Raw genomic sequence first — 24,429 nt, 5'->3', positions numbered from 1 at the left:
GGCATCCCCGTAATGTCTCACTCACCGGATAGCACCCCCTCGTCGATCCTCGAGCCTCCTGGCCCCGCCGCCACTGGGCGACGCGCCGTACTGTGCTACGTGCTGGCGCTGATCGTCACCATCGGTGTCTCCAGCGCGATGATGTACCAGCAGTACCGCCAGGAAATCAGCACCGCCGAACTGCGTATGGAGGCGCGCGCCAGCGTCGTCGCTCAGTGGACCAGTGGCATCATGGGCCAAAGCGAGCAGGCGCTTTTCAGCCTCTCGGAATTGATGTCGTTTTTCGAAAACGAGGGGGGGCGTAATCCCGAAGCGCTAGAGCAGGCGCTCGATCACCTGACCCGCTACGTCACCTCCGTCGACGAAATGGGCGTACTCGATGCAAGTGGCCGCGTCATTCTGGCTAGCGACGAGCGCTACGAAGGGGTCTCGTATCGTGATGCCGGGTTCTTCGAAGCGTTCAAGAGTAGCGATCTTGTGCACGATGCCACCACGCTTCAGCGTTCTCCGGAAAGTGGCGAGGTCTATCTTTATAGCGCTCGGCGCCGGGACGACGCCCAGGGCGAGTTTGCCGGTATCGTCGTCTCGCGTATTCGCCCGCAGATCTTTGCCGATGCCCTCTCCCGGGTCGGCATCAGTGACGGCGAGAGCATTGCGCTGATCGACACCGACTATCAGCTCATCGCACGCCATGCGCAGCCACCGCTGCGTGTCTCGATCGGCCAGCGGTTGGAGCTTCCCGCCACGTGGACGCCGCTCGCCTCCAACGAGTACTCGCGTACCTTCGTGATGCGCTCGCCCATCGATCATCGAGAACGGCTGCTGCATATGGAGCGCGTCGGCGACTACCCCATCTACGCCGTCGTCGGTGTGGACCGCCAGCATCTTTTGAGCGAGTGGCGCGACCGCGTGGCGCTTTTGTGCTTCGTGATGATACTGATCGCGCTGCTGGGTGCCTGGGGTCTTCGCCACTATCTCAACCGGCTGGCGCTGGCGAGGCTTTTACAAACGCGCATCGAGGAGCGCGAGCTCGCCAGGGCACAGGCCCGCGAGCGCGACGTGCGCCTGGATGCACTGGTGAATTCGCTGCAGGATCTGATCTTCGTCTTCGATGAGCAGGGACGTTTTAGCTACGTTCACGCGATCGACAGAACGCGGCTATTGCTCGAGCCTGAGCTCATCATCGGGCGCCACTTCACCGAGTTACTGCCAAAGGACCTGGCCGAGGCCTTTCAGAACGTTTTCGAACGCGTCAAGCGGCTGCGTCAGGTGGAGAACTACGAGTATCCACTGACCCTCGACGGCAAACTCAACCATTTTAACGCTACGGTCAGCCCGCTGACGGACGTAAGTGGCCAGTTCAGCGGCGTGCTGTCGGTGGTGCGCGACATCACCGAGGACAAAAAACTGCAGGCAGAACTCAGAATCGCTGCTGCCGCCTTTCAGACCCATCTGGGCATTCTGATCACCGATTGTAAGGGCTACATCCTCAAGACCAACGACACGTTCAGGCGCATCACCGGCTACAGCGAAGAGGAAATGGTCGGTAAAACGCCGCGGATGTTCAGCTCGGGTCAGCACGGTGCGGCGTTCTACCGCGAGCTTTGGCAGCGCGTGCATCAAAGCGGCAACTGGGAAGGCGAGATCTGGAACAAGCGTAAAAACGGCGAGCTCTTTCCGCAGTGGATCACCATCAGCGCCACCTACGACGACAGCGACACACTCAGCCACTACGTGGCGACCATCAGCGACATCAGCGAGCGCAAGGCCGCCGAGCAGGAGATTCACCAGCTTGCGTTCTACGACCCGCTGACCGGGCTTAGCAACCGGCGCCTGTTCATGGACCGGCTCGAAACCGCCCTGAAAGAGATCAACCGCCACCAGCGTTTTGGAGCGGTGATGCTGTTCGATATCGACAGCTTCAAGGAGATCAACGATACCCTGGGCTACCACGCGGGGGACCAGCTGTTGCGAGGCGTGTCGCGGCGCCTGTCGCGGATGCTGCGCGACACCGATACCCTGGCGCGGCTTGGCGGCGACGAGTTCGCGGTGCTGGTCGAGGGCGTGGACAGCAGCCTGGCGCAAACGCACCAGCTGGCCCGCGGCATCGCCAACAAGCTCATGGCCACGCTCAGTGAGCCCATTCGTATCAATGATAGCCTGATCACGGTGACCGCCAGCGTCGGGGCTACGATGATGTCGAACGACCAGCAGAACATGGACGACTACCTGCAGCAGGCGGATATGGCGCTCTCCCAGGCCAAGGCGAGCGGCCGTCAGGCGCTGCGCTTCTTCACTCCGGACATGCAGGCGGAGCTCTTGACCCGAGTGCGGCTCGAGGCCGACCTGCGCCAGGCGGTCATCTTCAAGCAGTGGCATCTTTTCTATCAGCCCCAGGTCGACGCCGATGGCACCCTGACCGGCGTCGAGGCGCTGCTGCGCTGGGATCACGCCGAGCGTGGCATCATCTCGCCGGGCGCGTTCATGCCGCTTTTGGAGTCCACCGGGCTGATCAACGAAGTCGGCGAGTGGATTCTGGAGCAGGCGTGCTGGCAGCTCATCGAGTGGGCGCGCGACCCGATTCTCGCGACGCTGACGCTGTCGATCAATCTAAGTCCGCTGCAGTTTCGCGAACCGGGCTTCGTTCGCCGAACCGAAAGCGTGTTCCAGCGCACCCAGGCGCCGCTTTCGCGCCTGAAGCTCGAGGTGACCGAGTCGCTGTTCGTCGAGGCGCCAGAGGAAGTGCGCGATACCATGCTGCGGCTCAAGGCCCACGGCGTGCGCTTTTCGCTCGACGATTTCGGTACCGGCTACTCATCGCTTTCGTATCTGGCCCAATTGCCGCTGGACCAGCTCAAGATCGATCAGTCCTTCGTGCAGCAGGTGCCGGAAAGCTCGGCCAACGCGGCCATCGTAAGCACCACCATCGCCCTGGCATCGAGTCTGAGTCTGGACGTCATTGCCGAAGGGGTGGAAACCCAAGAGCAGTACCAGTGGCTATTGGCCAACGGCTGTTACGCGTTTCAGGGGTATCTGTTCGGCCGGCCCATGCCAGTCGCCGCGCTCGAGGCCATCGCGCTCAGTGCGAAAGAGCGGCCAGACGATCGAGAAGGGTCGGGTGATCCAGGGCCTGGTCGTCGGGAAGAATGACTTCCAGGCGCGAGTCCTGACGCCAGGCGCTCGCCTCGACGCTCAATACGCCCTCGGCGCGATTGAGCCGTTTCCAGCCGCCGTCGGTATGGAACACGCCCTTGGCCCGCGCTGCCTTGGGCAGCTCTGATAGCGTGTGGGCGAGCCGGTCGAGATCGAAGCGCTCATCCGGATGCCAGCGAAGCCCGCTGCTGGCGTAGCCTAGTGCCGAGGCGGTCTCGAGTCGCGGCGAGCCAGGCGCGGGCGGGGCGTCGAAAAAATGGCCCGAAAGCGTTGGCGGGGCGACCAGTACCCGGTGGGCGTCGGGCATGACCACCGTTGATGAACCCGCCTGGCCGCCCTGGGTGAGAAGTGAGAGCGGCAGCGCTCCGCCCGCGCTGTCGTGGACCCACTTGGGTGCGGGCCATAGCGCCTCGACGAAGGCCCGGCCGCGGGCGTTCTGGGCTTCAACGGCCTGGTCGGTCAGCGTGAGTACCACGGCGTCCGCCACGGCGAGCTGGTCGTTGAAGGTTTCGTGCTCGCGCACCCGGGGCTCATCGAGTCGGCGTGGGTCGAGGGTGGCGATGATGTCGCGCACCTCCAGCACGCCCTCAAAAGCTTCGCCGCGCAGCAGATCCAGCAGCCCCGCCGGATGGCCAAGGCCCGACGGTTCGATGATCACCCGATCGGGTCGGGCGCGGCGGATCAGCTCGACCAGCGCCGCTTGCAGCACGAACGCGAGCTGGCAGCACAGACACCCGCCGGGCAGGCCTTTGACCACCACGTCGTCGCGATGGTCGAACATCGTTTGGTCGATGCCGATCTGGCCGAACTCGTTGACCAGTACCGCCCATGTCTCTTCCACAGGCTTTTGCTCGATCAGGCTGTGGATAAGCGTGGTCTTGCCGCTGCCGAGAAAGCCGGTCACCACGTGGGTGGGAATGCGCGCCATCGTCACGGGTTAGCCGCCGGTCATGTTCATGAAGCGCACCACCTGCACATCGCCGTCGGTCGTGAAGTGGTGGCGCTCGGGCTTGAGCGGCAGCGCATGGATGATCGCGCGCTTGAGCGCGTCCATGTCGCCGGGATGGCGGCGAAGCACCGCGCGCAGATCCACCGAGTGCTCGTTGCCCAGACACAGCAAGAGCCGCCCCTCGACGGTGACGCGCACCCGGTTGCAGCTGTCGCAGAAATTGTGGCTGTGCGGCGAGATGAAGCCGATGCGGCTGTCGCTGTCACTCATCTTGAAGTAGCGCGACGGGCCCGGCGTGGTCACCGTACTTGGCATCAGCGGGTAGCGCGCCTCGATCAGCGCCTTGACGTCGTCGCTTGAGTAGAAGGTTTCGGCGCGAGAGTGATCCGACACATCCCCCAGCGGCATCTCCTCTATGAAGCTGATATCGAGGCCTTCCCGGCGGGCGAAGTCGACCAAATCCAGCACCTCATCGTCGTTGCGCCCCTTGAGGATCACCGCGTTGAGTTTGATGCGCTCAAAGCCCACCTCTTTGGCGGCGCGAATGCCATCGATCACCTTGTCCAGATCACCGGTGCGGGTCAGCGCCTTGAAGCGCGCGGGGTCGAGCGAGTCGAGGCTTACGTTGAGCCGCTTGAGCCCGCCGTCGAAAAGTCGTTGGGCGTGCTTTCTGAGGCTTGCGCCGTTGGTGGTCATGGTGAAGTCACTGAGCCCGGGCAGGGCGCCGATCTCGTCGACCAGCTCGCCAATATTACCGCGCACCAGCGGCTCACCGCCGGTCAGGCGGATTTTCTCGACGCCGAGCTCGGTAAAGGCCCGCGCGACGGTGGCGATCTCTTCGAGGGTGAGCACCTGCGCACGCGGGAGAAAGGTCATCTCCTCGCTCATGCAGTACACGCAGCGAAAGTCGCAGCGATCAGTGACTGAGATCCGTACGTAGTTGACCCGGCGGCCAACGCTGTCAATCAGTTGCTCGGTCATGGCCATCTCTCGAACCGGTGAATGGGGGCAGTGTAGTCGATTGGGGCGCGCGAAGCGGCTGGATCGCGACGACCTCGCCCGCCACGGCGACATCGCGCTCCTCACAAAGCTCGATCAGACAGTTGGCCGCCACCATCGAGGTTAACATACCCGAGCCTTGGGCCTTGAGCGCGTGTACACGTATCACGCCTTGTTCATCGCCCCGGTACACCCCGCGAAGCAGATCGAGCCGCCCAAGGCGCCCTTCAACCGGCGAGTCGAGTACCGCCGTCAGGCGCGCGGGCGCGGCAACGGGTTGGCCCTCCAGGCGCGCCAGTAGCGGCGCGACGAACTGATGAAACGTCACCATCGCCGCTACCGGGTTCCCGGGCAGCCCGACGAAGGGCGTTTGGCGCGCGCCGAGTGTGCCGCAGGCCAGCGGCTTGCCCGGTCGCAGCGCCACCCGCCAGAAGCCGAGCGTGCCCAGCCGCTCAAGCGCACTACGGGTGAAATCCTTCGTGCCCACCGAGACGCCGGCGCTGGTGAGCACCAGGTCGCTCTGCTCGGCGGCCCTGCCCAGCGCGGAGACGATCGCCTCCGGGTCGTCCGGCAGGATGCCAAGATCCAGCACGCGCGCACCGGCCTCTTGTAAAAGCCCCTTTAAGGCGAATCGGTTGGCGTCGAAAATACCCGCCGGTGGCAGCGTCTCGCCGGGCTCGGTAACCTCGTTGCCGGTGGAAAAGAGCGCCACTTTCGGGCGCTTGACGACGCGCACCGTGGCAAGCCCCAGCGAGGCGATCAGCCCAAGAGCGCCGGGGTCGAGACGCGTGAGCGCGGACAGCACTGGAGCACCCGCGGCCAACTCCTCACCGGCCCGGCGAACGTTCTGGCCTTTCACCACGCGCTCGGGGTCGTTGAGCATCACGGCGCCGTCGTGCTCATCGAGCTGCTCGCAGGCGATGACCGTGTCGGTGCCTGGCGGCAGCGGCGCGCCGGTGGTGATGCGCACGCACTCGCCTTCACCGAGCGCGCCGTCAAAGCGCTGACCGGCGAAGGCGCTGCCAGCCGGATGCCAGCGCGCGGGCAGCGCCTCGCGCCAGCCAAGCGCGATGCCATCCAGCGCCGCGTTGGTGTAGCGGGGCACGTCCATGGGCGCCGTGATCGACTCACTCAACAGGCGCCCGAGCGCCTGGTCGAGGCGAACCTCCTCGCTGCCCATCGGCCGGGGGACCAGCGCGAGCAGTGCCTGGCGCGCCTGGTCGACGCTCAGCGGCGCGCCACTTCGATCCGGCGTCATGGCCGCTCCCGGCGGGCGTCCGCGCGGCCAAGCTCCAAACGCTTGAGCGCCTCTTCGCTGTTGAGGTTGACGAACGCCTCCTTCACGTCAGAGAAATCCACCCGCCGCGCTCCAAAACGCTCGAACCAGCGGCCGAGCTTGCGCTCGCCGCTGGCCAGAAAGGCGCCGAGATCGTCGGCCAGCGCAGTGGCGATGAGCGCCACCGTCGGGTGGTCGCGCTCGCCGTCGAAGGCGATGGCCGTCTGGCCGCCGTCGAGCCCACCGACCAGGCGCTCGACCAGCGTCATGGGCAGAAGCGGCGTATCGCAGGGCACCACGATCAGCCACGGCGTTTTCGCTGCCAGCAGGCCGCTGTAGATGCCCATCAGCGGGCCGAAAAAGCCGGGCCTGGCATCCTCGATCACGCGCGGACCCAAAAGCGCATAGGCGTCCTGATTGCGGTTGGCGCTGACGAGGGTTTCGCTCACGCGCCCTTCCAGACGCTTCAAGGCGTGGGCGAACAGCGGCAGGTCCTCGAAGGGCGCCAGGCCCTTGTCGCGCCCGCCCATGCGGCGACCTTCGCCGCCGGCCAAAATCAGTCCGGTCAGTTGCTGTGGCGCGATCATGAAAGTGCCCTGCGCGTGATGAGTGAAGCCGTCGGCACGCCTGAAAGGCGCGGCTTTTAAAGGTAGACCGCGCCTGAGTCGCGACGTGCTCAGAGTGTGCCATATTCGCAGCGGCGAAAACGTTTTTAAAGCGACTCTTTTGCTATGCTGAGCACCATTCAACCGCGGAGAGCTTTCATGCACGCCTTCAACGATCTGGACCCGACGACCCAAACCGAACTCGAAGCCGCCGCCTTTCGTCGGCTGCTGAATCATCTGGACGCCAACAAGGACGTTCAGAACATCGACCTGATGATTCTGGCGGATTTTTGCCGCAACTGTCTCTCGAAATGGCTGGTCAGCGCCGCCGAGGAGCGCGGCGAACGCCTCGACTACGAGGCCGCCCGCCAGCACGTTTACGGCATGCCCTACAGCGAGTGGAAAGAGCACCACCAGGCGAAGGCCACACCGGAGCAGCTCGCCGTGCTCGAGGCGCGCCAGGCGAACAAGAGCCACGAGGAGTAGCGCCTTGGAAACGCAAAACAGCCCTCAAGCGGCCAGGTCAGGGGACATGGAGGCCTTGAATATCGCCGTGCTCACCGTCTCCGACACCCGCACCGAGGAGAGCGACCGCTCTGGCGCGCTGTTAATCGAGCGGCTGGAAGGCGCTGGCCACCGGCTGGTGGAAAAGCGCATCGTGGCCGACGATATGTACCGTATTCGCGCGGTGGTGGCCGAATGGATCGCAAGTCCTGAGGTGCAGGTCGTCATCACCACCGGCGGCACCGGCTTTACCGGGCGCGACTCCACCCCGGAGGCGGTATCGGTACTGTTCGATAAAGCCATCGAGGGGTTCGGCGAGCGCTTTCGCCAGTTAAGCGGCGACGAGATCGGAAGCTCCACGATTCAGAGCCGCTGCCTGGGCGGGCTTGCCAACGCCACCGTGATCTTCTGCCTGCCGGGCTCTACCGGGGCGTGTCGCACCGGCTGGGACCGCCTGCTGGCCGAGCAGCTCGACAGCCGCCATAAGCCCTGCAACTTCGCCAACCTGGTGATTCCCGGGCGGGGGCAGCATGGCTGAGCTCGCCCCCATCGAGAAAGCGTTAGAGGCGCTTCTGGCCGACGTAAGCCCGCTTGACGTTGAGGAGGTAGCGCTCGATGACGCCGCCGAGCGCGTGCTGGCCGCCGCCGTCACCGCCGCGCTCGACGTGCCCGCCCGGGACAACAGCGCCATGGACGGCTACGCCCTGCGCGCCGCGGACGCCGGCGGCTGGCTGCCGGTCTCCCAGCGCATCGCCGCGGGCCACCCGGCCGCGCCGCTTGCACCCGGCACCTGCGCGCGCATCTTCACCGGCGGCGAGCTGCCGGAGGGTGCCGACTGTGTGGTGATGCAGGAGGAGGTCGAACTCGACGGCGAGCGGGCGAACATCCCCGCCGGTATCGCGGTGGGCAATAGCGTGCGCCGCCGCGCCCGGGATGTCGCCCGTGGGGATGTCCTGCTCGAAGCGGGCACGCGGCTAAACGCCGCCGCGCTTGGCCATCTGGCGGGGCAGGGCATCGCGCGGGTGAGCGTGCGTCGCCGTCCGCGGGTGGCGCTATTGTCCACCGGTGATGAGGTCATCGAGCCCGGCCAGCCGATCGCGCCCGGCCAGCTCTACAACAGCAACCGGCCGATGCTCAAGCGCCTTCTGGAGAGCTTCGGCGCCGAGGTCGTGCATATCGAAAGCGTGCCGGACAGCTTCAACGAGACCTGCGCCTGCCTGACCCGGGCGGCTCAGGGCGCCGATGTGGTCATCACCACTGGTGGGGTGAGCGTGGGCGAGGAGGATCACGTCAAAAAAGCGTTGGAGGCGCTGGGCCAGCTGGATCTCTGGCGTTTGGCCATTCGCCCGGGCAAGCCGCTGGCGCTGGGGCGGCTGGCCCGGGGTGATGAAAGCGCGGCGCGCTTTGTCGGCCTTCCCGGCAACCCGGTATCGGGGTTTGTCGGCGCGTGGCTGTTTCTGCGCCCGCTGATGGGGATGCTTCTGGGCTGCCCGGCGCTCACCTCGCTTTCACCTCTTCCAGCGGTGGCGCGCTTTTCGACCACCACCGGCCCGCGCCAGCACTACATGCGCGTCAGGCTTTCGTTTACCCCCAGCGGCATTGAGGCGCACGCCTTCGAGGATCAGGACTCCTCGGTGCTCTCTTCCTGCGTGGCCGCCGATGCGCTTGCCGTCGTCGAGGCGCATCGGACGGTCACGCCCGGCGATTCGCTTACGTGTCTGTGGCTGGCGCCGTAGGGCCAGTGAGTCGCTCGGCGTCCAGTAGCCATAGCTCGGCACGTGCTCCTTGCATGGCCACGCCGCACAAGGGGGCCAATGCGCGTGCCTTGACGAGCGCGGGCAAGGGGTAAAGCGCTGAGGCGGGCCACTCGATGAGCTCAACGCTGCCCCCGACCCCGAGTTGCCACACGCCTTGTGCATCGCTTAGCGTAAGCCAGCGATCCGGGGGAGCGTCGTTATCCGGTAGACCCAGTAGCGCTGCTGCCCGGATGACGCGTTCGACGTCGGCGTGCAGGGTGAGGCGGCGTACCTGGCTTGCCTCGAGCGCGTAGCGGTAGTGGCCTGTCGAGAAGGCGACGAGCGCGACTGTCGGCACGCGCTAACCCTGGCCTGCCTGAAAAGCGCTTAGCAGTGCCTGGGCATCGAGCAGGGCGATGGCTTCACGCTCGTCTCTATGGATCACCGCGCCAACGAAGGGTTTGAGCGCTTCAGGCAGCGTTTCAGGCGGGGGCCTGAGCGCGCTGATCACGACGTCGCAAACATCGTCCAGCTGCTCAATGCGTACCCCTGTGGTAATCGCATCGCCACGAACGAGCAGGATCATGCCATCGCTTCTGGACGCCTCAAGTCCCAGAAGGCGCTCGAGCGTAATAACGGACTCGATGGTGCCCCGCAGATGGATTACGCCCTCGATGGTATCGGGCAGCCCGGGTATGAAGTACACGCTTTGCTCGCCGCTCAGAATTTCGCTCACCACGCTTCCGGCCAAGGCGAAGCGCTGACCGGCCAGCCGAAAAAGCACCACTTGCTGAGTCGGCTCATCTACCTCAAGGCCTGAGCATCCGGCGCCCTGGCTTGAAAGCGCCTGCTCGAGATCCAGACGAGAATCATCATTGGTCGTCAAGGGCATCGGCCTCCGTGTTGATGACGAGCTGATTACGCCCTTGGCTCTTGGCGCGGTAAAGGGCCTGGTCGGCACTAACGCGCAGCGTCTCGGTGGAAGGGTGGCGGGGAAAATCGCTGATACCGGCGCTGAAGGTGCAGTTGAAGCGCGCGTCACCGGCGTGAAAATCGACCTGCTCAAAGTCTTGGCGTAGCCTCTCGATCAGCCGGGTGGCGATGTCCAGCGTCACGTTTTTCATCAGGATGACGAACTCTTCACCGCCGTAGCGGCCGATGATGTCCGAGGTGCGAAAGCGCGTTTTCAGCATGTGCGCCAGGGTGATGATGACCTGGTCGCCCGCCAGGTGGCCGTAGGTATCGTTGATGTCCTTGAAGTGGTCGATATCGAGCATGGCCATGGCATGGTGAGTGTCGTCTCGGTACGCCTGCACCAGCGTTCGGTTGATCAAATCGGTGGTGGTGCTGTGGTTATAAAGACCGGTCATGCTGTCCTGGGTCATCAGCGCGCGCAGGTGCCGCAAGCGCTCGGCGCGCAGCGTCACAGCGGCCACCAGGTCATCGGGGATGACGGGCTTGGTGATGAAGCCTTCTACGCCGGCGTTCATGGCCGTCAACTGCTTCTGGCTGTCGGTCTCGCCAGAGAGGTATATGATCGGAAGCCCCACGTACTCCGGCTGCTGGCGTACGATGGTGGCCAGCTCCTCGCCGGAACAGACCGGCATGTACATGTCTACCAGCATCAAATCCGGGTTGAAGCGTTCCAGCGTAACGAATGCCTGGGCGGGGGAGTGAGCCTGCTGGGTGATCATGCCGGCACGCTCGAGCAAGGCGGCGTGATAGCCAGCCGCTTCCGGCTCGTCGTCCACTACCAGCACTCTGAGCGGTTCGTCGTCGGGTTCGGCGGTCAACTTGTCCAGCGCCAGCATTATCTCCAGTGGCTTCACCGGTTTGATGAAGTAGCCGCTGCAGCCGGCGCGCACCGCGCTGAGTCGTGAACCGAAATCGCCAGAGGAGGAGAGTACGATGGCCGGCAGCCGCTCGCCGGTCAGCTTGTTCAGGCTGGCCAGGGTTTCGGGACCAGCGGTCTTTCCCTGAGGGAACTGGACATCCATGATGATGGCGTCGGGCCGACGTGTCAGTACCGCGTTGAAGAAGGTCTGCGTGTCTTCGAAGTGGTACGCCTCGTGGCCGAAACAGCGTAAATGATGCAGCAGTTGGCTGACCTGCTCGGGCTCATCGTCGCAGAGATAGATCAGTCGCTGGCGATGATTGCCTGCGCGCAGGGCAGTTGCCGGGAGTTCCACCGTGGCGGATGAGCCGTGTGTGGTCGCCTGGTTTTTTTGCTTTAACAGATTTGCCTGTTCCTGACGGAGCTTGCCAAGCAGTGTATCCATCATCGGGGCGATATGCGCCTGCGCCGATGTCGAGGTGAGAAGCTTCTCGCCCTGTTCGGCTAACGCGGCGAGTCGCTCGAACCCCAGTGAACGCCCGGTGCCTTTCAGGCTATGGAAAAAACGATGTAGATCCGGTGCCAGCCGCGCCCGCGCCCGCGCCTCGCAGGAGGCTTGGCTTTGCTGCCACTGCTGGGTAACGGCCTGCAACCGTTCTGGGAGCTGCTCGACGAAGCGCAAGCGCAGCTCGTTGAGTTTGTCGTGCAGTGTTTGGGCGTGGGACGGCATCTCGATACCTGTATTCTCACTCAGGGGAGTGCGCACCAAGGGCGCTTTCGAGGGTTTGACACAGCGTCGAGGCCATATCCGCCTCCTTTTGCAGGCAGGCATGAATCCCCGGCGTCTCAAGGAGGTCGCTATCCGGACTATCACCGGTCAGCAGGATAAACGGCAGCGTCACATCCTGCTCCCTGAGCATCGAGCAGAGGTCGGTGCCATTGATCAGCGGCATATGCATGTCGCTGACAATGGCCGCGATGTCCGAATGACGCTCGAGCTGGGTGATCGCTTCCATCGCGTTCAGCGCAAGCACTGGGGTGTAGTGTTGCGAGGCGAGGACGGCAGCGGTCATCTCGCCCGCTAGCTCATCGTCGTCAACGACTAGAATCCGCATGAGGTTCCTCTTTCTGGTCCTGGGGCGCTATCCCAGTAGGGCTTTGAGCGTATCCACGAGGTTGTTCTGGTCGAAGCTACCCTTCACGATATAGGCGTCGGCACCGGCGTCGATGCCTCGCTGGCGATCGCTCTCTTTCTCTCGCGAGGTGATGATGATGATCGGCACGTGCTGATAGCGCTCGTGTTCGCGCAGCCGAGCGGTGAGCGTAAAACCATCCATGATCGGCATTTCGACATCGGTCAGCACCGCGTCGAAGGAGTCGGCAAGCGCCTTGGTCAGGCCATCGCGACCGTTTTCGGCAAGCGATACCCGGTATCCCCAAGCCTCGAGCACATCTTTCTCGATTTCGCGTGTATTGAGCGAATCGTCCACGATCAGTATTCGATGCGCCCGGGCTTGCTTGAGTTCCAGTATCGAGGAGCGGCGGCCGCCTCGTTTAACCTGAGTTAATAATGCGGGAACGTGAAGCAGGCTTGCAAGGTCGTTGCGCCCGACGCTGACCATGCCGGAGACCAGCGGCAGATGGCGAAGATGGGGCGGTAAAGGCTTGATCACCATGTCACGCTCGTCAATCAACTCCTCGACGATTAGCGCAAGCTTCTGGCTGCCCTGATGAACGATCAGTAGCAACACCTGGGCATTTTCTGTCGGCGCTTCAAGGCCCAGCAGTGACGCGAGCGATACCACGGGAATGAATTCGTCGCGCAAAACCAGCGTGGGCTGGCCCGCCGTATCGATGAAGTCGTCGGGCGTGACTTTCAAAAGCTCCTGAACATAGGGTGCTGTGAAGCCCAGCGTCTGTGAGCCCGCTCGAATCAGCAGCACTCGCAGCATGGCAAGCGACAGCGGCAGACGCAGCGCGAAGGTGGTGCCCTTACCCGGCTGGCTGTCGACCCGGATATCGCCGCTGAGCTCGTCCACCACGGTGCGCTTGACCACATCCATACCCACACCCCGGCCTGACATGTCGGTGATCAGTGGTTTGGTCGAGAATCCGGGCAGGAAAATCAGTTCGAGGGTTTCATGCTCGCTCAGCGTCGTGAGCTGCTCTTCATTGATCAACTGCCGGCCAAGCGCCTTCTGGCGAACGGCGTCGATATCGATACCCGCGCCGTCGTCGCTGAGTTCGATGACGACCCAGCCCCCGTCCTGCCACGCCTTGAGCGATACCCTGCCTTTCGCGGCCTTGCCGACCTGACGCCGCAGATCGGGCGTTTCCAGCCCGTGATCCAGGGCGTTTCTCAGCAGGTGAATCAACGGCTCGGACAGCCGGTCGATCATCTGTCGATCGAGCTCGATCTCGCTTCCCTGCAACTCACAGGAAGCCTGCTTGTTCAGGGCATGAGCCAGATCTCTGGTCATCTGCGCGAGCGGGTCGAACACGACAGAAAGCGGCAGCATGCGCATCTGCAGTGCGCGGTCGTGAAGATCACTCATCAGTGCGTCCTGGGTGAGCACGCTATCCTTAAGATCGCGATGAAACGCGCGAAAGGTGCTCTGATACGTCGACGGCAACGCTTTTCCCAGCGCCTGGGCCCGATCCAGCAGGTCGTGCTGCTGATGATGACCCGAAAGCACCTCGCCCATCAGACGAATCAGATCATCGAGTCGCTCCAGCCGAACGCGAACGGTATCGCTGAGTTTGAGGCGTCGGGAAAGTGCTTCGTCGGTGGCCGCTTGAGCGACGTTCTTTTCAGCGGCAGAGGTTGGGCCAGGGACAGGCGCGGGTATCGGCGCCGGGTCTGATGCAGAAGCCGGCGCCGCGGTGGTGCCCTCCATGGCCTGGCAAAGCGCGGGGTCGGCGGTAGGCAGCGTGTCCGGCGCGTGGCCTTCGGCCAGGCGGTTGACTTGGGTGTCCAGTAGCTCCACGGCCTGGTTCAATAGTTCGAGCGTGTCCGGCGTTGGCTTGCGGGTACCGTCGCGCAGCGCGCTCAGAAGCTCTTCCGCGCTGTGCGCCAGCGACGTAATGGCGTCCAGGCGCAGCATCCGCGATGACCCCTTGAGCGTATGCATGGCGCGAAACAGGGCGTTGATCTCTTCGGCGTGACGTTCGCCACGGCCGAGGGCGTCGACCCCTTCTTTCAAGCGGGGCAGATGATCCTGCGCCTCCTCGACGAAGCGCGCGATGAAGCGGGAGAGATCAAAGGCCATCGTCGTCCTCCAGCCCAATGGCATGCGCTTCGAGATAGCGTTTGGCTAAAAAGAACGCGTCTCCGGGCGGGATCGGCGGTGCCATGACCTCAAGCCCGCCAGGCGATGTGGGGTTAGCGTCGAGCAAACGCAACGTGGCCTCATAGCCGCGACGCAGCGGGGCCGGCGAGCGTGGCAGCTCGCCCGTGCGAAACAGCTCCGCCTGATAGAAATGCGCGGGCCAGCATTCCGGCATCACGTAGATGGCGCGCTTGAAAAGCGCCTGAGCGTGGTCGGCATTTTTTTGCCAGCGGGCGATGAGCCCGGCCAGCACCAGCGCATCGACGCTCCAGGGCTGCTCTTTTAGCAGGGTCGCCACGCAAGCTTCGGCGTCATCGAATTGGTTATGATCCAGCCACTCGCGCGCAAGCTCGAGGCGTTGCTTGAAAGAGGCCGGCGGCGAGTGCGGTGGCTCCCCATTGGTCGCCTTCTCGACAGAGCGCCGTTGAAGCGGCTTCGGCGCTTGGGGCACCGGTCGAGAGTCTGGCGCGAGGCGAGCGTCGGCAACTGGCGAGACCGGACCGGCGGCGGCGTTTGCGTGGCGAAAATGAAACACGCCCTGGTCCTGGGTCAGCTCGAGAATGCCCAGATCGTTGCCCAGGGTTTCCGTGACACCACAAAGCAGAACGCCGGTCGGCGCGAGGCGCTCGCTCAAGCGCTGTTGAATGACCCGGCGCTTTTCTTCATCGAAATAGATGGAAACGTTACGAAACAGGATGACATCGAAGGGCGCGTGTCGATCACTCTCAGGCGTGGGGGCCAGCACGTTGAGCGTTTGAAAGTGCACCCAGTCGCGAAGCGCGTCGTCGATCAGGTACTGGCGCCCGTAGGCCTTGAAGTAGCGCGCCTTCAAGTGAGGGGGGAGCGTGCGAAAGGCCATGCCGCTATAAAGCCCCCGCTGCGCTCTGGCCAGCATCTGTTTATCCACGTCGCCGCCGGTAAGGCTAAAAAGTGACGTCGCCCGCGGTCCAAAGCGCTCCATCAGCGCCATGGCCAGGCTGTAAGGTTCTTCCCCGGAGGAGCAGCCCGCACTTAAAAGACGCAGGGGGGCCGAGGTTTCGTTCAAACGCAGGGGAAGGTAATGGCTTACGAGCCAGTCGAGCGCCTCAACCTCCCGGTAAAAATAGGTTTCGTTGATCGTCAGTTGGCCGATGAAATCATCGAACAGGCGCTTGTCGTTTTCGAGCAAGCCGATCAGTGCCACGGTATCGGTTTTTCCGGTGCTGTTGATCAGCGCGTTGATCGCCTTTAACAGGCGCGGCTCGGCCAGCCCGTCCAGTTGAAGGCCGTAATGCTCGTATACCAGCTGTTTGAGGGGCATATACGTATTCATCAAGGCGATGATCTCGGCCAACGCGGGGTATGCAGGGTCTCGATCAAGTGCTCTGGCAACTGCTCGAGGGCGACCACTCGTTGAACACTCCCCGCGCGCACAGCTTCCTGGTTCATGCCGTAAATCACTGAGCTCGCCTCGTCCTGAGCGATCGTCGTGCCACCGGCAAGGCGGATGGCGTTCATGCCCTGCACACCGTCACGCCCCATGCCGGTCAGAATGATACCCACGGCATCCGGGCCGTAAACCTCCGCCACGCTGCTCAGGAGGGTGTCGCAGCTGGGGTGATAAATCGACCCCGGCGGGCTCGGGAGAAGCTTGAACGTATGGTCCGCGGTAATCTCTAAATCGCTTTCCGAAGGTGACAGATAAATGCACCCGGGCTTCAAGTGATCCCCGTCACGGGCGACGTTGACCGGTAGCGTGCAGATAGTGGACAACCACTGTGCCATACCTTCGATGAAACCGGGGCTGATATGCTGAGCGATGACGATCGGCGCAATGAAATCGGTCGGTAACCGGCTGAGCAGGCGCGCCAGTGCCTGAGGGCCGCCCGTCGAGCAGGCGATCGCCACGATGCGTTGGAATGCCCGCAGCGGCGCAGTTGTGTTGGGCAGAAGCGAGCATGGCGTCATGGCGCGCCGGCGCATGCGGGTGATGACGGCGACACCGGACAAGAGCCGGATACGCTCGACCAGCCGTTGGGCATCCTCGCCATCAAAGGCAGGCTTGCCGATCACTTCCAGCGCGCCCAACTCAAGTGCCTGGCAGGCGGCTTGTGCCTCGAAGCGTTCGCTGACCACCAGAATCGGTAGCGCCTTGGTGTGCATGATCTCCTTGATCGCCGCCAAACCATTCATGACCGGCATCGAGAGATCCATGGTCATGATGTGAGGTGCCAGCCGGCGGGCGAGCGTGACTGCCTCCTGCCCATTGGAGCCCTCGCCCACGATCTCGATGTCGTTTTCGCGGGCAAGGATATGGCGCAACACGTCTCGCGCCACGGGGCTGTCGTCGACGATTACCACCCGGATTGCACTCATGGTTGGGTTCCTGGACGCGCTACGTGAGCTCCGTGGTGGACGAGTCGAGCCTGAACTCCTGCACGAGTTCGTTGAGCTCGGCGGACATGCGAATCATTTCCTGACTGATATCGGTGATATGGCGTACCGACTGGGCGTTGCGGGCGCTGGCCGTATCGATATCACGTAGCGCCGTCACGACCTGGCTGCTGGCGGTTTTTTGCTGTTGTGTCGAAAGCGATATCTGCTGAGCCGCATTGCTGGTCTGACTGGCGGCCTTGAGTACCGCATCAAGATCCTGTGCCGTGGTCTGACTGACGTCCACGCCCTGCTCAATCGACGCCGCGCCTTTTTCCGACGCTACGACCAAACGGCTGATGGCGTGCTGAATTTCTTCAGTATGGACTTCGATTTCCTGGGTGGAGTCGGTCACGCTGTCGGCCAGTCGACGGATCTCGTTGGCCACTACCGAAAAGCGTCGCCCGGAGTCACCGGCGCTTGAGGCCTCGAGTGCGGCGTTGAAGGCGATCAGTTTGGTTTGCGCAGCCAATGTGTTGATGAGCTCCATCACCTTGCTGATCTGCTTTGATTTCGCGCCCAATGCGACGATTTCCGCCAGGCTCTGTTCGCTGTCACTACTAATCTCCTGCATTTTCGACTGCAGAAGCTCCATGGCCCTTGCGCCTTTACGGCTGCGCTCGAGGGTCTGGTTGGCGACATCCACCACCGACCCGGAATGATCGGCGATCTGCGTGGATGAGGTTGAAAGCTCCTCCATGGTGGAGGTGATTTCCGCCACCGACGAGGCCATTTGCTCGACCGCAGCGGCCATGGTCTGGTCGGCTTCGACGCCCATGTCACCGTGTTTTACGCCGGAAAGCCCGGCGGTCTGTGCTAACCGATCCGCGACGGAGTTAAGCGCCAGGGCATTGCTGGAAACGGCGGTCATGGCGCGGGCCAGGCGCTCCAGTAGTTCGTTGGTTTGATCGGCCAGGTCACCCAGTTCGGCGCGGTCGTCGGTTTCGACGCGGCGGGTAAGGTCAAGGCTTAGCGTGATCTCCTTGAGTTGACGCTGAAAGCGCGTCAAGGGGCGCAGTAGTCTTACGGTTAGCGGATAGAGCAATAAAAGCCCGATCAGCAAAATCAAAAGCCCCCAGCCGGTCGAGGCTAGAAAACGCAGTTGTGCGGCCTTGACGTATTCGTGCTTGTCCACCTCGATCATCAAATAGCGCCCAAGCTCCGGCACCCAGCGCGTGGCGGTGAGATAGGCAGTACCGTCGCGAAGGACCTCTTCGACCCTGGTGCCGCTACCTGGCGCAGTGGGCAGCGAAACGGTGGTGCTGGCGTCTGAGGTGCCCTCTGCACTATTGACGGTGATTTCGCCCGTGTCGTCCAGTAGCGCCGCGTGGCCCGTCTCGCCCAGCGTAAAGTCTTCGATCAGTCGGGCCATTTGATCGAGATTCAGCGCCGCCCCGGCAACGACCAGCGGGCGTCCGTTGGGCGCCAGCGCGTCACTGCGAAAATTGAGGAAGACGAAACTGTCGCCCGGGGTGAAGGTGTCGCTGTCCAGGTTGAGGTTGTAGGGCGCTTCGCTATCGGTGAACTCGTAATACCAGCGGTCGTCGCTGGCGGGGCCTTCGAGCGAGCGTTGCAGAAGCTCGCCATCACGGTACTGAAAGTAATAGGCGCCTACCGGTGACTGTACGGCAAAAAAGAGCAGATCCGCCTGAAGTTGATCGACCGTGCGTGACAGGTAGCCGGCAACCGCGTCCTGTTCGGTCGCCGGCAATCCATCGCGTACCCACTGCTCCAATACGTAGCTATCGGCCACACTCTCGGAAACCGCGAGAGAAGGGCTCAAGCGGAGCACCAAGCGTGTAGCCAGCGCCTCGACCTGTTGAGGTAACTCCTCGTCGATGAGCTGCTCGAAACGCGCCTGCGTCTGGGTGCGAGCTTGCAAGTACAGCGCCAGAAGCAGTGTCAGCGTCATCACGGTGGCAAAGGAGAGAAACTGTCTCAAACTCAGGGGCAGGGATTTCCAGCGTGCCTTCATCCGGGCGGGGCTCCAAAAGGGTCGAGCGGCAAGCGATGACCAAAGAGGTGGTAATAAGTGATTAGTTCCATAGTACCGCTAAATGCATTGAGCGCTATAGCCACTGAGCGCGCTTTGAACGGCCAATTTTGTGAATTAATGTGAAACATCGAAAAAAGCGTAAGCTCATAACTCGATTCAATAGTTGTACAATGACGGCCTTCACTGGATGGGCAGGCTCAGGAGTCAGTTGGGCTTTTGAAGCAAAATATCGCTTATAAACAGTGTCAGGAAGGCTTTTTGCTGGCGTGGGTAGCGCATAATTATTTTGACAAAAGTGATACAATCGAATAATTTATGACGGTCAAAATGACATCTTTGCAGAGGAAGCAATCATGTTGTCACTCTCACACCGGACGACCCTGAGCGTTCTTCGCTCGGTTGCGGCCCAGCACCACAAGGCGAAGCATACGGACATGCTGCCCTGTGTCGGCACGCCGGAACGCGCCGGACTGGCTCACGCGATTGGCCACCTGCTCGGTACCCAAAAGCTGACGCTGGCGGACACCGCCATCACGCTCGACGAGTGGGCCGGTGCCATTGCCGAACACGCGGACATCGAGTATTTAAACCTGTTCGACACCACGCCTAACGCGTTTTGTAACCGCCTGCAGCGTTCGTATCGGCACGTCGGCGCGGCGCTGGCCCAGGAGGCCCAGTCGCTCAAAGCGTTTTTGGAGCTTTCCACCTCCAGCGAGCGCACGCTGATTAGCTGGCTCTCATTGCAGACCGTATCCGGCTTCATGCTCGGCGCGCTGCTACCCCAGGCGGGCGGCTGGCAAACGCGCTCACTTTTCGAAAGCGCTGGCGCGCTTTGGGAGCTCAATGCCGGTGACGTCGTGGCCACCGATAGCCAGCGCTGGTGCCAACTCGCCCAACGCCTGCCGTCACTGCCCGCTGGCATCACCGCGATCGCCACCTCACCGCTGGATGCCGCCACCTGGCAGGCATTAAAGGAGAAGGGCGTGGCGCATATCGTCGAGCTTTACAGCGAGCCTGCGCTGGGCGTGATCGCCGCACGGCGCTCTCAGGCAGAGGCATTCGAGCTTCTGTCGCACTGGCACCCGACCGAAAGCAACGACTATCTTCTGTGCCTGGCCAAAGGCAGCGTGGCGCGAGAAGTCAGGCTTGGACAACCCATCGCTTGGACCGGTGCTCGCAACTTCAAGCCGGTCGAGTCCGAACCGCTCACCCCTCAGGCGCTTCCCCTTTGGGCAAGCCGGTCGGCGAGTCAAAGGTCGCTTCAGGATGCGACAGCCGCGTAAGCCGTTATTGTGGGAGTTAAATGATCGCGTGGGGCACGAAGCAGGACGAATCCTTGGTAATGCGCCCCACATCTTCGCGAATGCCCATGCCGCAGGCGCGGTCACCGACTACCCAACTGCCCACCAGCGCATGATATTGGCCGAAACGCGGCATCGGGTGGTAGGCCTGGCGAATCCAGGGGCTATCCACGTAGGGCCCGGCCACGTCCTCGAACGCTCCATCGTTGGTTTTGAGCTGAACGTTACTTCCCTCGCGAGAGAAAAACGGCTTGCGCACCCAGCCAGGTGCTAGTGGCTTCTCGTCCGGTTTTTCGAAGTAGGCGGGCAGCAGGTTGGGGTGATCCGGATACTCTTCCCATAAAAGTGGCAGAATCCCCTTGTTGGAGAGCACCGCCTTCCAGGGCGGCTCGAACCAGTGGGTGGCAAGCTCGGGAATCATTCTGCCGAATTCCTCCTGGGCCAGCTCCTCCCAGGGGTAGAGCTTGAACAGTGCCTTGATCGGCGCGTTGTCCAGATCCACGAAGTAGTCGCAGCCGGGCTGAACGCCGATATCCTCGGTATGGATGAACGGCGCCTTGAGTCCGGCCTGTACGGCGATATCCTGCAGGTAGTGGACCGTAGCACGCTCCTCGACGTTATCCTTGATGCAGGAGAAGTGCAGCGTGTTATCACTCAGACGCTGGCCGATATGCGCCAGCGCCCCTAAAAGCTTCTCCTGAATCGAGTTGAACTGATCCGCGTGGCGCGGGATCAGCCCCTGCTCGATCGCCTGCTCGAGCCACACCCACTGAAAGATGCCCGCCTCATAGAGCGAGGTGGGCGTGTCGTAGTTGAGCTCCAGCAGTTTGGCCGGCCCATCGCCTGCGTAAGCGAAATCCATGCGTCCATAAAGATGGGGCTGGCCCGCGCGCCAGGAATCGAAAATGGCGTCCCACATGAATTCCGGAATGCTCAAACGCTGCATCAGGGCGTTGGAGTGACACACCTTGTCCACCAGCGCCATGCACATCTCGTGAAGCTCCTCGGTCGGGGCTTCAATGTCGCGCTCTACCTGTTCCAGGGTGAACTGGTAGTAGGCGCTCTCTTTCCAGTAGGGTTCGCCGTCGATGGTATGAAAATGAAACCCCAGCTCCTGGGCCAGGGTTTTCCACTGCGCGCGCTCCTTGATCTCGACTCTGAGCATGAAGATCAGGAACCCCAGCCGCCGCGGGCGGAGGAGCGTGAGCCGAAGCCGCTGCGCTGGGTTGCCTGGCGGCTCTGCATCGCCGAGGTGCGCATGGTTTGTTGACGCTGGTTGACGCGCTGGCTGGCCTGGTTGGTGGCCGCGTTCCAGTTGCCCTGGTTTTGCCGGTTGCGGTAGACCGGCTCCTGATAAAGCCCCTGGCTGGTGGCGCCACGGCTGGTGCGCGACATCATGTTGCCCACCATGTAGCCCATCAGTGCCGGCATGAACCAGCCGCCGCCACCGCCGCCGGTCGCGGCCTGGGCCTGCTCCTCGGTCGGCGCCACGCAGGCGCCTTCGCCGTGTTCGGCTTCGCAGGCTTCGAGCGAGTCAAAGCGCGGCACTTCCTTGATCGAGGCTTCATAAGACTCCTCGCAGGCGCTTTGGGTATAGACGTTCGCCTCGACGCACTCCTCGACACTCTGATAGCTGCGCGGGCTGTCGAAGCGGACGTCGGTCACTTCCTCGGGCTGGCCGCAGCCGGTCAGCGTGAAGGCGCCGGCGCCCATCAGTGCCAAAGAGAGCCGCGCGCTGCGCTTGCGCGAGGGCAGATGATTGTCGTGCTGGTTCATGAAGGACTCCTTACCACGTCATCGAGGCGGCGTTGAGTAAACCGACCGCAATGCAGATACTGCCGACCAGAATCCCGTAGGCCATATGGCCTTCGTTAATATGGGTCGAAAGGCTTTCGCCCTGATTCTGAAGAACGACTTTCAAGCCGAAGAACGTCGCCAGCTGTACGCCGAAGGCGATCACCCCCCACAGCAAAAAGTCGATGAAGTTGATCGAGTTCGCCATGGCGCTATAAAGCGGCAGGGTAAAGCCGATGATCGAACCCGCGTAGGCGGTCGCGGCCGCGGCGTTGCCCTGGCGAATCAGCGCCCACTCCTTGTGCGGCGTGATGCGGCTGTAGCAGTACATGAACGCGCCCAAAAGAATCAGTGCGCCGATCAGATAGCCGAGAAAGTGGGGCAGGCCTTGCAGATAGTTCATGGTCGAGTCTTCCGTGTTGACGAATGAGGTCTGACAGCATAAGACGCCGAGGATCAAATAGCATCAATGTCGATCGAGGCGACGTCAACGCCCAGATTCTCCACCAGCATGAAGCCACCTTCGCCATCGTCCTCGGCGCTCAACAGCACGTACTCCATGCGCTCGGCACCGTCGATGGCGCGCTCGTACAGCATGGCGTGATGCACCACCTGCCGGGTCATGACGCTCTCCTGCGTCATGACCTGCTCCTCGAACTGCACCGGCGGCGACCACTCGCTTTCCGGTTCGCCCCACACCCGGTCGAAGACGCGCTCGCCTTCGTCGGCGGTCGAGGCCACGGTGAGGCGCTTGACGCCGAGCGTGCTCGTTTGTGCCTCGGCAGGGTTCAAGAGCGCGTCGAACTCATCGTTTGAGAGATGGCTCACCCGGTAGAAGTCGAACACCTTGTACTCGATGACCTGGCGGCCCTCGACGTTGGCCTGAAGCCAGGTATCGTTTTCCAGATAAAAGCGCACCAGGTGCGCGCCCTGGCCCAGCTCCACGTGGCCCACCGCAGCGATGTGATAGTCACGCTCGCTTTCCCACTGAAACAGCGTATCCGGGTAGGCGGCGAGCTCGCTGAGCTTTAGTCGCACACGCCCATCCAGGCGCAGCCCGGCGAAGTCGCTCGACGACATGCCGATGGGAAGGCCAGCGGTGAAATCCGACGAGGCGTCCGGCGCATCAAAGCGCTCGCTTTGCCCGCCAAGCAGCGCTTTCAGGGTTTTCAGCATTCGGCTCTCCTGGGTAATCGGCCGGCGATCGGCGGCGACCTGCCGCCATCGCCCTGGGCGTTATGACTTGAAAAAGCTCACTCGGTGGGCGCCTTTTTGGCCCGGATGCGGGCCAATACGTCGTCCGCGCGGCGCTCGTTGGCACCGATGCCTGCCGCTTTCAGGCGGCTTTCGAGTTCGCTTCCGCTCTCTTCGGCGCTGAGCTGCTCGGCGGCCTTCATCTGCGCGCTGTCCAGCGCCTGGCGCTCGCGGATACGCTCGAGCGACTCCATCGCACTGCCCATGGCGCTGTTTTGCCCGGAGTGGCGAGCGGCCACGGCGGACTGGGCGCGCTGGGCGGACTCCGTTGCCTTGACCACGCTGACCTGCTGCTTGAGCTGGCGCAGCTGGTTTTCGGTGTTGCGAATGGTGTTGCGAAGGCTCTCGATGCTGGTATCAAACTCGCCCACGATCTGCTGCTCGGCCTCGAGCGCCTCGGTCAGGGCAACGATGCGCTCGGCAACCTCAACGGCGAGCTGCTCCTCGCCGCGATCCAGCGCCGCCTCGGCGCTGTGCTCGAGCTCATCGATCTTTTTCTCGAGGGTGATGGCCTTGTCGCTGTTGATCTGTCGCTGCCCCATCAGGCGGGCAAGCTCGGTTTTCGACGTTTTCAGATGCTGCTCGGCGTCGCGAATCTCCTGGTCGAGGATACGCAGTGCCTGGGAGTCGACGACGGCCTGGCCGGTTTCATTGGCCTTGCCGCGCAGCGCGGTCATGATCTTGTTGAGCATAAAAATTCCTCGGGATTAACGCGGCGAATGGGAAAAATCGGACTGAATGAGGCGCGCCACTTCCATCGCCGCGCTCGCCGTGGCGTGAAGCTCGGCGCAGATGGAGGCGAGTCGCGAATCGGCGAAAAGCTGGCCGTAAGCCACGTAGTAGTCGCGCCCGTCCAAAGTGACGATCCCAACGGAGGCCAGCGGCAGCATCACGCCCTGGCGCAAAAGCTCCTCGTTCAGCGCGGTCTGGTCCGCCACGCTATCGACCGGCGTGATGGTGGTCATCGCCACCCATTCGTCGTCGCTTTTGGACAACGTGAGCGTCAGGTTGCCGTAGTCGTGTAGCGCAAAAATGAGGGTGTCGTTGTCCTCGTCGAGCTCCATATCGGCTCTGGGCCACTCGAGGGAGCCATCGTGGGCGGCGCTGGCCACGATGCGCTCGTGAAGTTCGGCCGCGGAGGCGGCGGGCGTGTCGGTAAGCGTCGTCAAAAGTGATACTCCCTGATAAAAGCGTCCATGAATAAAAGCGAAGATCGAAAGACAAGGATAGACCCTGACACTCCGATACGGCGCGGGACAAATGATTTAACCTGAAACGTGTCTTTCT

The 24,429-nt window shown here is 62.6% G+C and carries 23 protein-coding genes; 5 read left to right on the top strand and 18 right to left on the bottom strand.

Annotated elements, in window-relative coordinates:
• The first annotated feature begins 12 nt into the window (after window positions 1–12).
• Window positions 13–3,150, top strand: coding sequence for an EAL domain-containing protein (locus RN346_RS14945; protein ID WP_311961577.1), 3,138 nt, complete (start codon window positions 13–15; stop codon window positions 3,148–3,150).
• Here the strand turns inward: RN346_RS14945 and RN346_RS14940 are convergent.
• From RN346_RS14940 to mobA, 4 genes are read right to left on the bottom strand one after another with little or no spacing between them, the layout of a single operon-like run.
• Complete coding sequence (locus RN346_RS14940; RefSeq protein WP_311962727.1) at window positions 3,080–4,081, bottom strand: GTP-binding protein; 1,002 nt, start codon at window positions 4,079–4,081, stop codon at window positions 3,080–3,082. The two genes, RN346_RS14945 and RN346_RS14940, sit on opposite strands and share 71 nt — an antisense overlap.
• Before the next feature lie 9 nt (window positions 4,082–4,090).
• Window positions 4,091–5,083: a GTP 3',8-cyclase MoaA gene (moaA, locus tag RN346_RS14935; protein ID WP_311961576.1), complete on the bottom strand. Its 993-nt coding sequence runs from the start codon at window positions 5,081–5,083 to the stop codon at window positions 4,091–4,093.
• Window positions 5,064–6,359: a gephyrin-like molybdotransferase Glp gene (gene glp, locus RN346_RS14930; protein ID WP_311961575.1), complete on the bottom strand. Its 1,296-nt coding sequence runs from the start codon at window positions 6,357–6,359 to the stop codon at window positions 5,064–5,066. Before glp (RN346_RS14930) ends, moaA begins: the two co-directional genes overlap by 20 nt.
• Complete coding sequence (mobA, locus tag RN346_RS14925; protein ID WP_311961574.1) at window positions 6,356–6,964, bottom strand: molybdenum cofactor guanylyltransferase MobA; 609 nt, start codon at window positions 6,962–6,964, stop codon at window positions 6,356–6,358. Before mobA ends, glp (RN346_RS14930) begins: the two co-directional genes overlap by 4 nt.
• A 177-nt stretch (window positions 6,965–7,141) precedes the next feature.
• On the opposite strand from mobA, the gene RN346_RS14920 reads away from it, so the two are divergent.
• Genes RN346_RS14920 through glp (RN346_RS14910) form a run of 3 tightly spaced genes read left to right on the top strand, consistent with a single transcriptional unit; the run spans window position 7,142 to window position 9,222 of the window.
• Window positions 7,142–7,468 (top strand): DUF1244 domain-containing protein, encoded by a 327-nt coding sequence (locus tag RN346_RS14920; RefSeq protein WP_311961573.1) that lies wholly within the window; start codon window positions 7,142–7,144, stop codon window positions 7,466–7,468.
• A 46-nt stretch (window positions 7,469–7,514) separates the two neighbouring features.
• A complete protein-coding gene (moaB, locus tag RN346_RS14915) occupies window positions 7,515–8,024 on the top strand; it encodes a molybdenum cofactor biosynthesis protein B (RefSeq protein WP_311961572.1) in 510 nt (169 codons plus the stop codon).
• Window positions 8,017–9,222 (top strand): gephyrin-like molybdotransferase Glp, encoded by a 1,206-nt coding sequence (gene glp, locus RN346_RS14910; RefSeq protein ID WP_311961571.1) that lies wholly within the window; start codon window positions 8,017–8,019, stop codon window positions 9,220–9,222. Before moaB ends, glp (RN346_RS14910) begins: the two co-directional genes overlap by 8 nt.
• Here glp (RN346_RS14910) and RN346_RS14905 read toward each other — a convergent pair.
• From RN346_RS14905 to RN346_RS14870, 8 genes are read right to left on the bottom strand one after another with little or no spacing between them, the layout of a single operon-like run.
• Window positions 9,197–9,580 (bottom strand): hypothetical protein, encoded by a 384-nt coding sequence (locus tag RN346_RS14905; protein ID WP_311958777.1) that lies wholly within the window; start codon window positions 9,578–9,580, stop codon window positions 9,197–9,199. The genes glp (RN346_RS14910) and RN346_RS14905 overlap by 26 nt on opposite strands.
• A gap of 3 nt (window positions 9,581–9,583) precedes the next feature.
• On the bottom strand, window positions 9,584–10,114 hold the full coding sequence (locus RN346_RS14900; protein ID WP_409335772.1) for a chemotaxis protein CheW: 531 nt from the start codon (window positions 10,112–10,114) through the stop codon (window positions 9,584–9,586).
• A complete protein-coding gene (locus RN346_RS14895; protein WP_311961569.1) occupies window positions 10,095–11,786 on the bottom strand; it encodes a diguanylate cyclase in 1,692 nt (563 codons plus the stop codon). Before RN346_RS14895 ends, RN346_RS14900 begins: the two co-directional genes overlap by 20 nt.
• Before the next feature lie 16 nt (window positions 11,787–11,802).
• Entirely contained in the window at window positions 11,803–12,171 is a 369-nt protein-coding gene (locus RN346_RS14890; RefSeq protein WP_311961568.1) for a response regulator, read from the bottom strand.
• A gap of 27 nt (window positions 12,172–12,198) precedes the next feature.
• Window positions 12,199–14,325: a hybrid sensor histidine kinase/response regulator gene (locus RN346_RS14885; RefSeq protein WP_311961567.1), complete on the bottom strand. Its 2,127-nt coding sequence runs from the start codon at window positions 14,323–14,325 to the stop codon at window positions 12,199–12,201.
• On the bottom strand, window positions 14,315–15,685 hold the full coding sequence (locus RN346_RS14880) for a CheR family methyltransferase (protein WP_311961566.1): 1,371 nt from the start codon (window positions 15,683–15,685) through the stop codon (window positions 14,315–14,317). Before RN346_RS14880 ends, RN346_RS14885 begins: the two co-directional genes overlap by 11 nt.
• Before the next feature lie 11 nt (window positions 15,686–15,696).
• Entirely contained in the window at window positions 15,697–16,740 is a 1,044-nt protein-coding gene (cheB, locus tag RN346_RS14875) for a chemotaxis-specific protein-glutamate methyltransferase CheB (RefSeq protein ID WP_311961565.1), read from the bottom strand.
• A 19-nt stretch (window positions 16,741–16,759) separates the two neighbouring features.
• A complete protein-coding gene (locus RN346_RS14870; protein WP_263586047.1) occupies window positions 16,760–18,772 on the bottom strand; it encodes a methyl-accepting chemotaxis protein in 2,013 nt (670 codons plus the stop codon).
• A 374-nt stretch (window positions 18,773–19,146) separates the two neighbouring features.
• On the opposite strand from RN346_RS14870, the gene RN346_RS14865 reads away from it, so the two are divergent.
• Window positions 19,147–20,076, top strand: a complete 930-nt coding sequence (locus RN346_RS14865) for a hypothetical protein (protein ID WP_311961564.1) — start codon at window positions 19,147–19,149, stop codon at window positions 20,074–20,076.
• Window positions 20,077–20,092: 16 nt separating this feature from the next.
• Here the strand turns inward: RN346_RS14865 and RN346_RS14860 are convergent, their stop codons facing one another.
• The 6 genes from RN346_RS14860 to RN346_RS14835 all read right to left on the bottom strand — a co-directional run bounded on the left by RN346_RS14860 (window position 20,093) and on the right by RN346_RS14835 (window position 24,311).
• Window positions 20,093–21,259 carry a glutathionylspermidine synthase family protein gene (locus RN346_RS14860; protein WP_311958769.1) on the bottom strand — a complete coding sequence of 389 codons (1,167 nt, stop codon included), beginning with the start codon at window positions 21,257–21,259 and terminating at the stop codon, window positions 20,093–20,095.
• 5 nt (window positions 21,260–21,264) lie between these two features.
• Complete coding sequence (locus tag RN346_RS14855) at window positions 21,265–21,870, bottom strand: DUF1190 domain-containing protein (RefSeq protein ID WP_263586050.1); 606 nt, start codon at window positions 21,868–21,870, stop codon at window positions 21,265–21,267.
• Between the two features lie 10 nt (window positions 21,871–21,880).
• Window positions 21,881–22,291, bottom strand: coding sequence for a DUF350 domain-containing protein (locus RN346_RS14850; RefSeq protein WP_252106107.1), 411 nt, complete (start codon window positions 22,289–22,291; stop codon window positions 21,881–21,883).
• A gap of 53 nt (window positions 22,292–22,344) precedes the next feature.
• On the bottom strand, window positions 22,345–23,064 hold the full coding sequence (locus RN346_RS14845) for a DUF2491 family protein (protein ID WP_311961563.1): 720 nt from the start codon (window positions 23,062–23,064) through the stop codon (window positions 22,345–22,347).
• Window positions 23,065–23,141: 77 nt separating this feature from the next.
• On the bottom strand, window positions 23,142–23,834 hold the full coding sequence (locus RN346_RS14840) for a PspA/IM30 family protein (protein ID WP_311958767.1): 693 nt from the start codon (window positions 23,832–23,834) through the stop codon (window positions 23,142–23,144).
• A 15-nt stretch (window positions 23,835–23,849) separates the two neighbouring features.
• Window positions 23,850–24,311 carry a DUF2170 family protein gene (locus tag RN346_RS14835; RefSeq protein ID WP_263586053.1) on the bottom strand — a complete coding sequence of 154 codons (462 nt, stop codon included), beginning with the start codon at window positions 24,309–24,311 and terminating at the stop codon, window positions 23,850–23,852.
• Between the last annotated feature and the right edge of the window lie 118 nt (window positions 24,312–24,429).

The sequence above is a fragment of the Halomonas sp. PAMB 3232 genome (assembly GCF_031954225.1).
GTDB lineage: Bacteria > Pseudomonadota > Gammaproteobacteria > Pseudomonadales > Halomonadaceae > Vreelandella.
Note: the sequence above shows the minus strand (reverse complement) of the source record. Positions and strands in the feature narration are given on the sequence as shown.

Coding starts and splice junctions, on each gene's coding strand:
- RN346_RS14945 (WP_311961577.1), top strand. CDS start 13: ATGTCTCACTCACCGGATAGCACCCCCTCGTCGATCCTCGAGCCTCCT.
- RN346_RS14940 (WP_311962727.1), bottom strand. CDS start 4,081: ATGGCGCGCATTCCCACCCACGTGGTGACCGGCTTTCTCGGCAGCGGC.
- moaA (WP_311961576.1), bottom strand. CDS start 5,083: ATGACCGAGCAACTGATTGACAGCGTTGGCCGCCGGGTCAACTACGTA.
- glp (WP_311961575.1), bottom strand. CDS start 6,359: ATGACGCCGGATCGAAGTGGCGCGCCGCTGAGCGTCGACCAGGCGCGC.
- mobA (WP_311961574.1), bottom strand. CDS start 6,964: ATGATCGCGCCACAGCAACTGACCGGACTGATTTTGGCCGGCGGCGAA.
- RN346_RS14920 (WP_311961573.1), top strand. CDS start 7,142: ATGCACGCCTTCAACGATCTGGACCCGACGACCCAAACCGAACTCGAA.
- moaB (WP_311961572.1), top strand. CDS start 7,515: ATGGAGGCCTTGAATATCGCCGTGCTCACCGTCTCCGACACCCGCACC.
- glp (WP_311961571.1), top strand. CDS start 8,017: ATGGCTGAGCTCGCCCCCATCGAGAAAGCGTTAGAGGCGCTTCTGGCC.
- RN346_RS14900 (WP_409335772.1), bottom strand. CDS start 10,114: ATGCCCTTGACGACCAATGATGATTCTCGTCTGGATCTCGAGCAGGCG.
- RN346_RS14895 (WP_311961569.1), bottom strand. CDS start 11,786: ATGCCGTCCCACGCCCAAACACTGCACGACAAACTCAACGAGCTGCGC.
- RN346_RS14890 (WP_311961568.1), bottom strand. CDS start 12,171: ATGCGGATTCTAGTCGTTGACGACGATGAGCTAGCGGGCGAGATGACC.
- RN346_RS14885 (WP_311961567.1), bottom strand. CDS start 14,325: ATGGCCTTTGATCTCTCCCGCTTCATCGCGCGCTTCGTCGAGGAGGCG.
- RN346_RS14880 (WP_311961566.1), bottom strand. CDS start 15,685: ATGCCCCTCAAACAGCTGGTATACGAGCATTACGGCCTTCAACTGGAC.
- cheB (WP_311961565.1), bottom strand. CDS start 16,740: ATGAGTGCAATCCGGGTGGTAATCGTCGACGACAGCCCCGTGGCGCGA.
- RN346_RS14870 (WP_263586047.1), bottom strand. CDS start 18,772: ATGAAGGCACGCTGGAAATCCCTGCCCCTGAGTTTGAGACAGTTTCTC.
- RN346_RS14865 (WP_311961564.1), top strand. CDS start 19,147: ATGTTGTCACTCTCACACCGGACGACCCTGAGCGTTCTTCGCTCGGTT.
- RN346_RS14860 (WP_311958769.1), bottom strand. CDS start 21,259: ATGCTCAGAGTCGAGATCAAGGAGCGCGCGCAGTGGAAAACCCTGGCC.
- RN346_RS14855 (WP_263586050.1), bottom strand. CDS start 21,870: ATGAACCAGCACGACAATCATCTGCCCTCGCGCAAGCGCAGCGCGCGG.
- RN346_RS14850 (WP_252106107.1), bottom strand. CDS start 22,291: ATGAACTATCTGCAAGGCCTGCCCCACTTTCTCGGCTATCTGATCGGC.
- RN346_RS14845 (WP_311961563.1), bottom strand. CDS start 23,064: ATGCTGAAAACCCTGAAAGCGCTGCTTGGCGGGCAAAGCGAGCGCTTT.
- RN346_RS14840 (WP_311958767.1), bottom strand. CDS start 23,834: ATGCTCAACAAGATCATGACCGCGCTGCGCGGCAAGGCCAATGAAACC.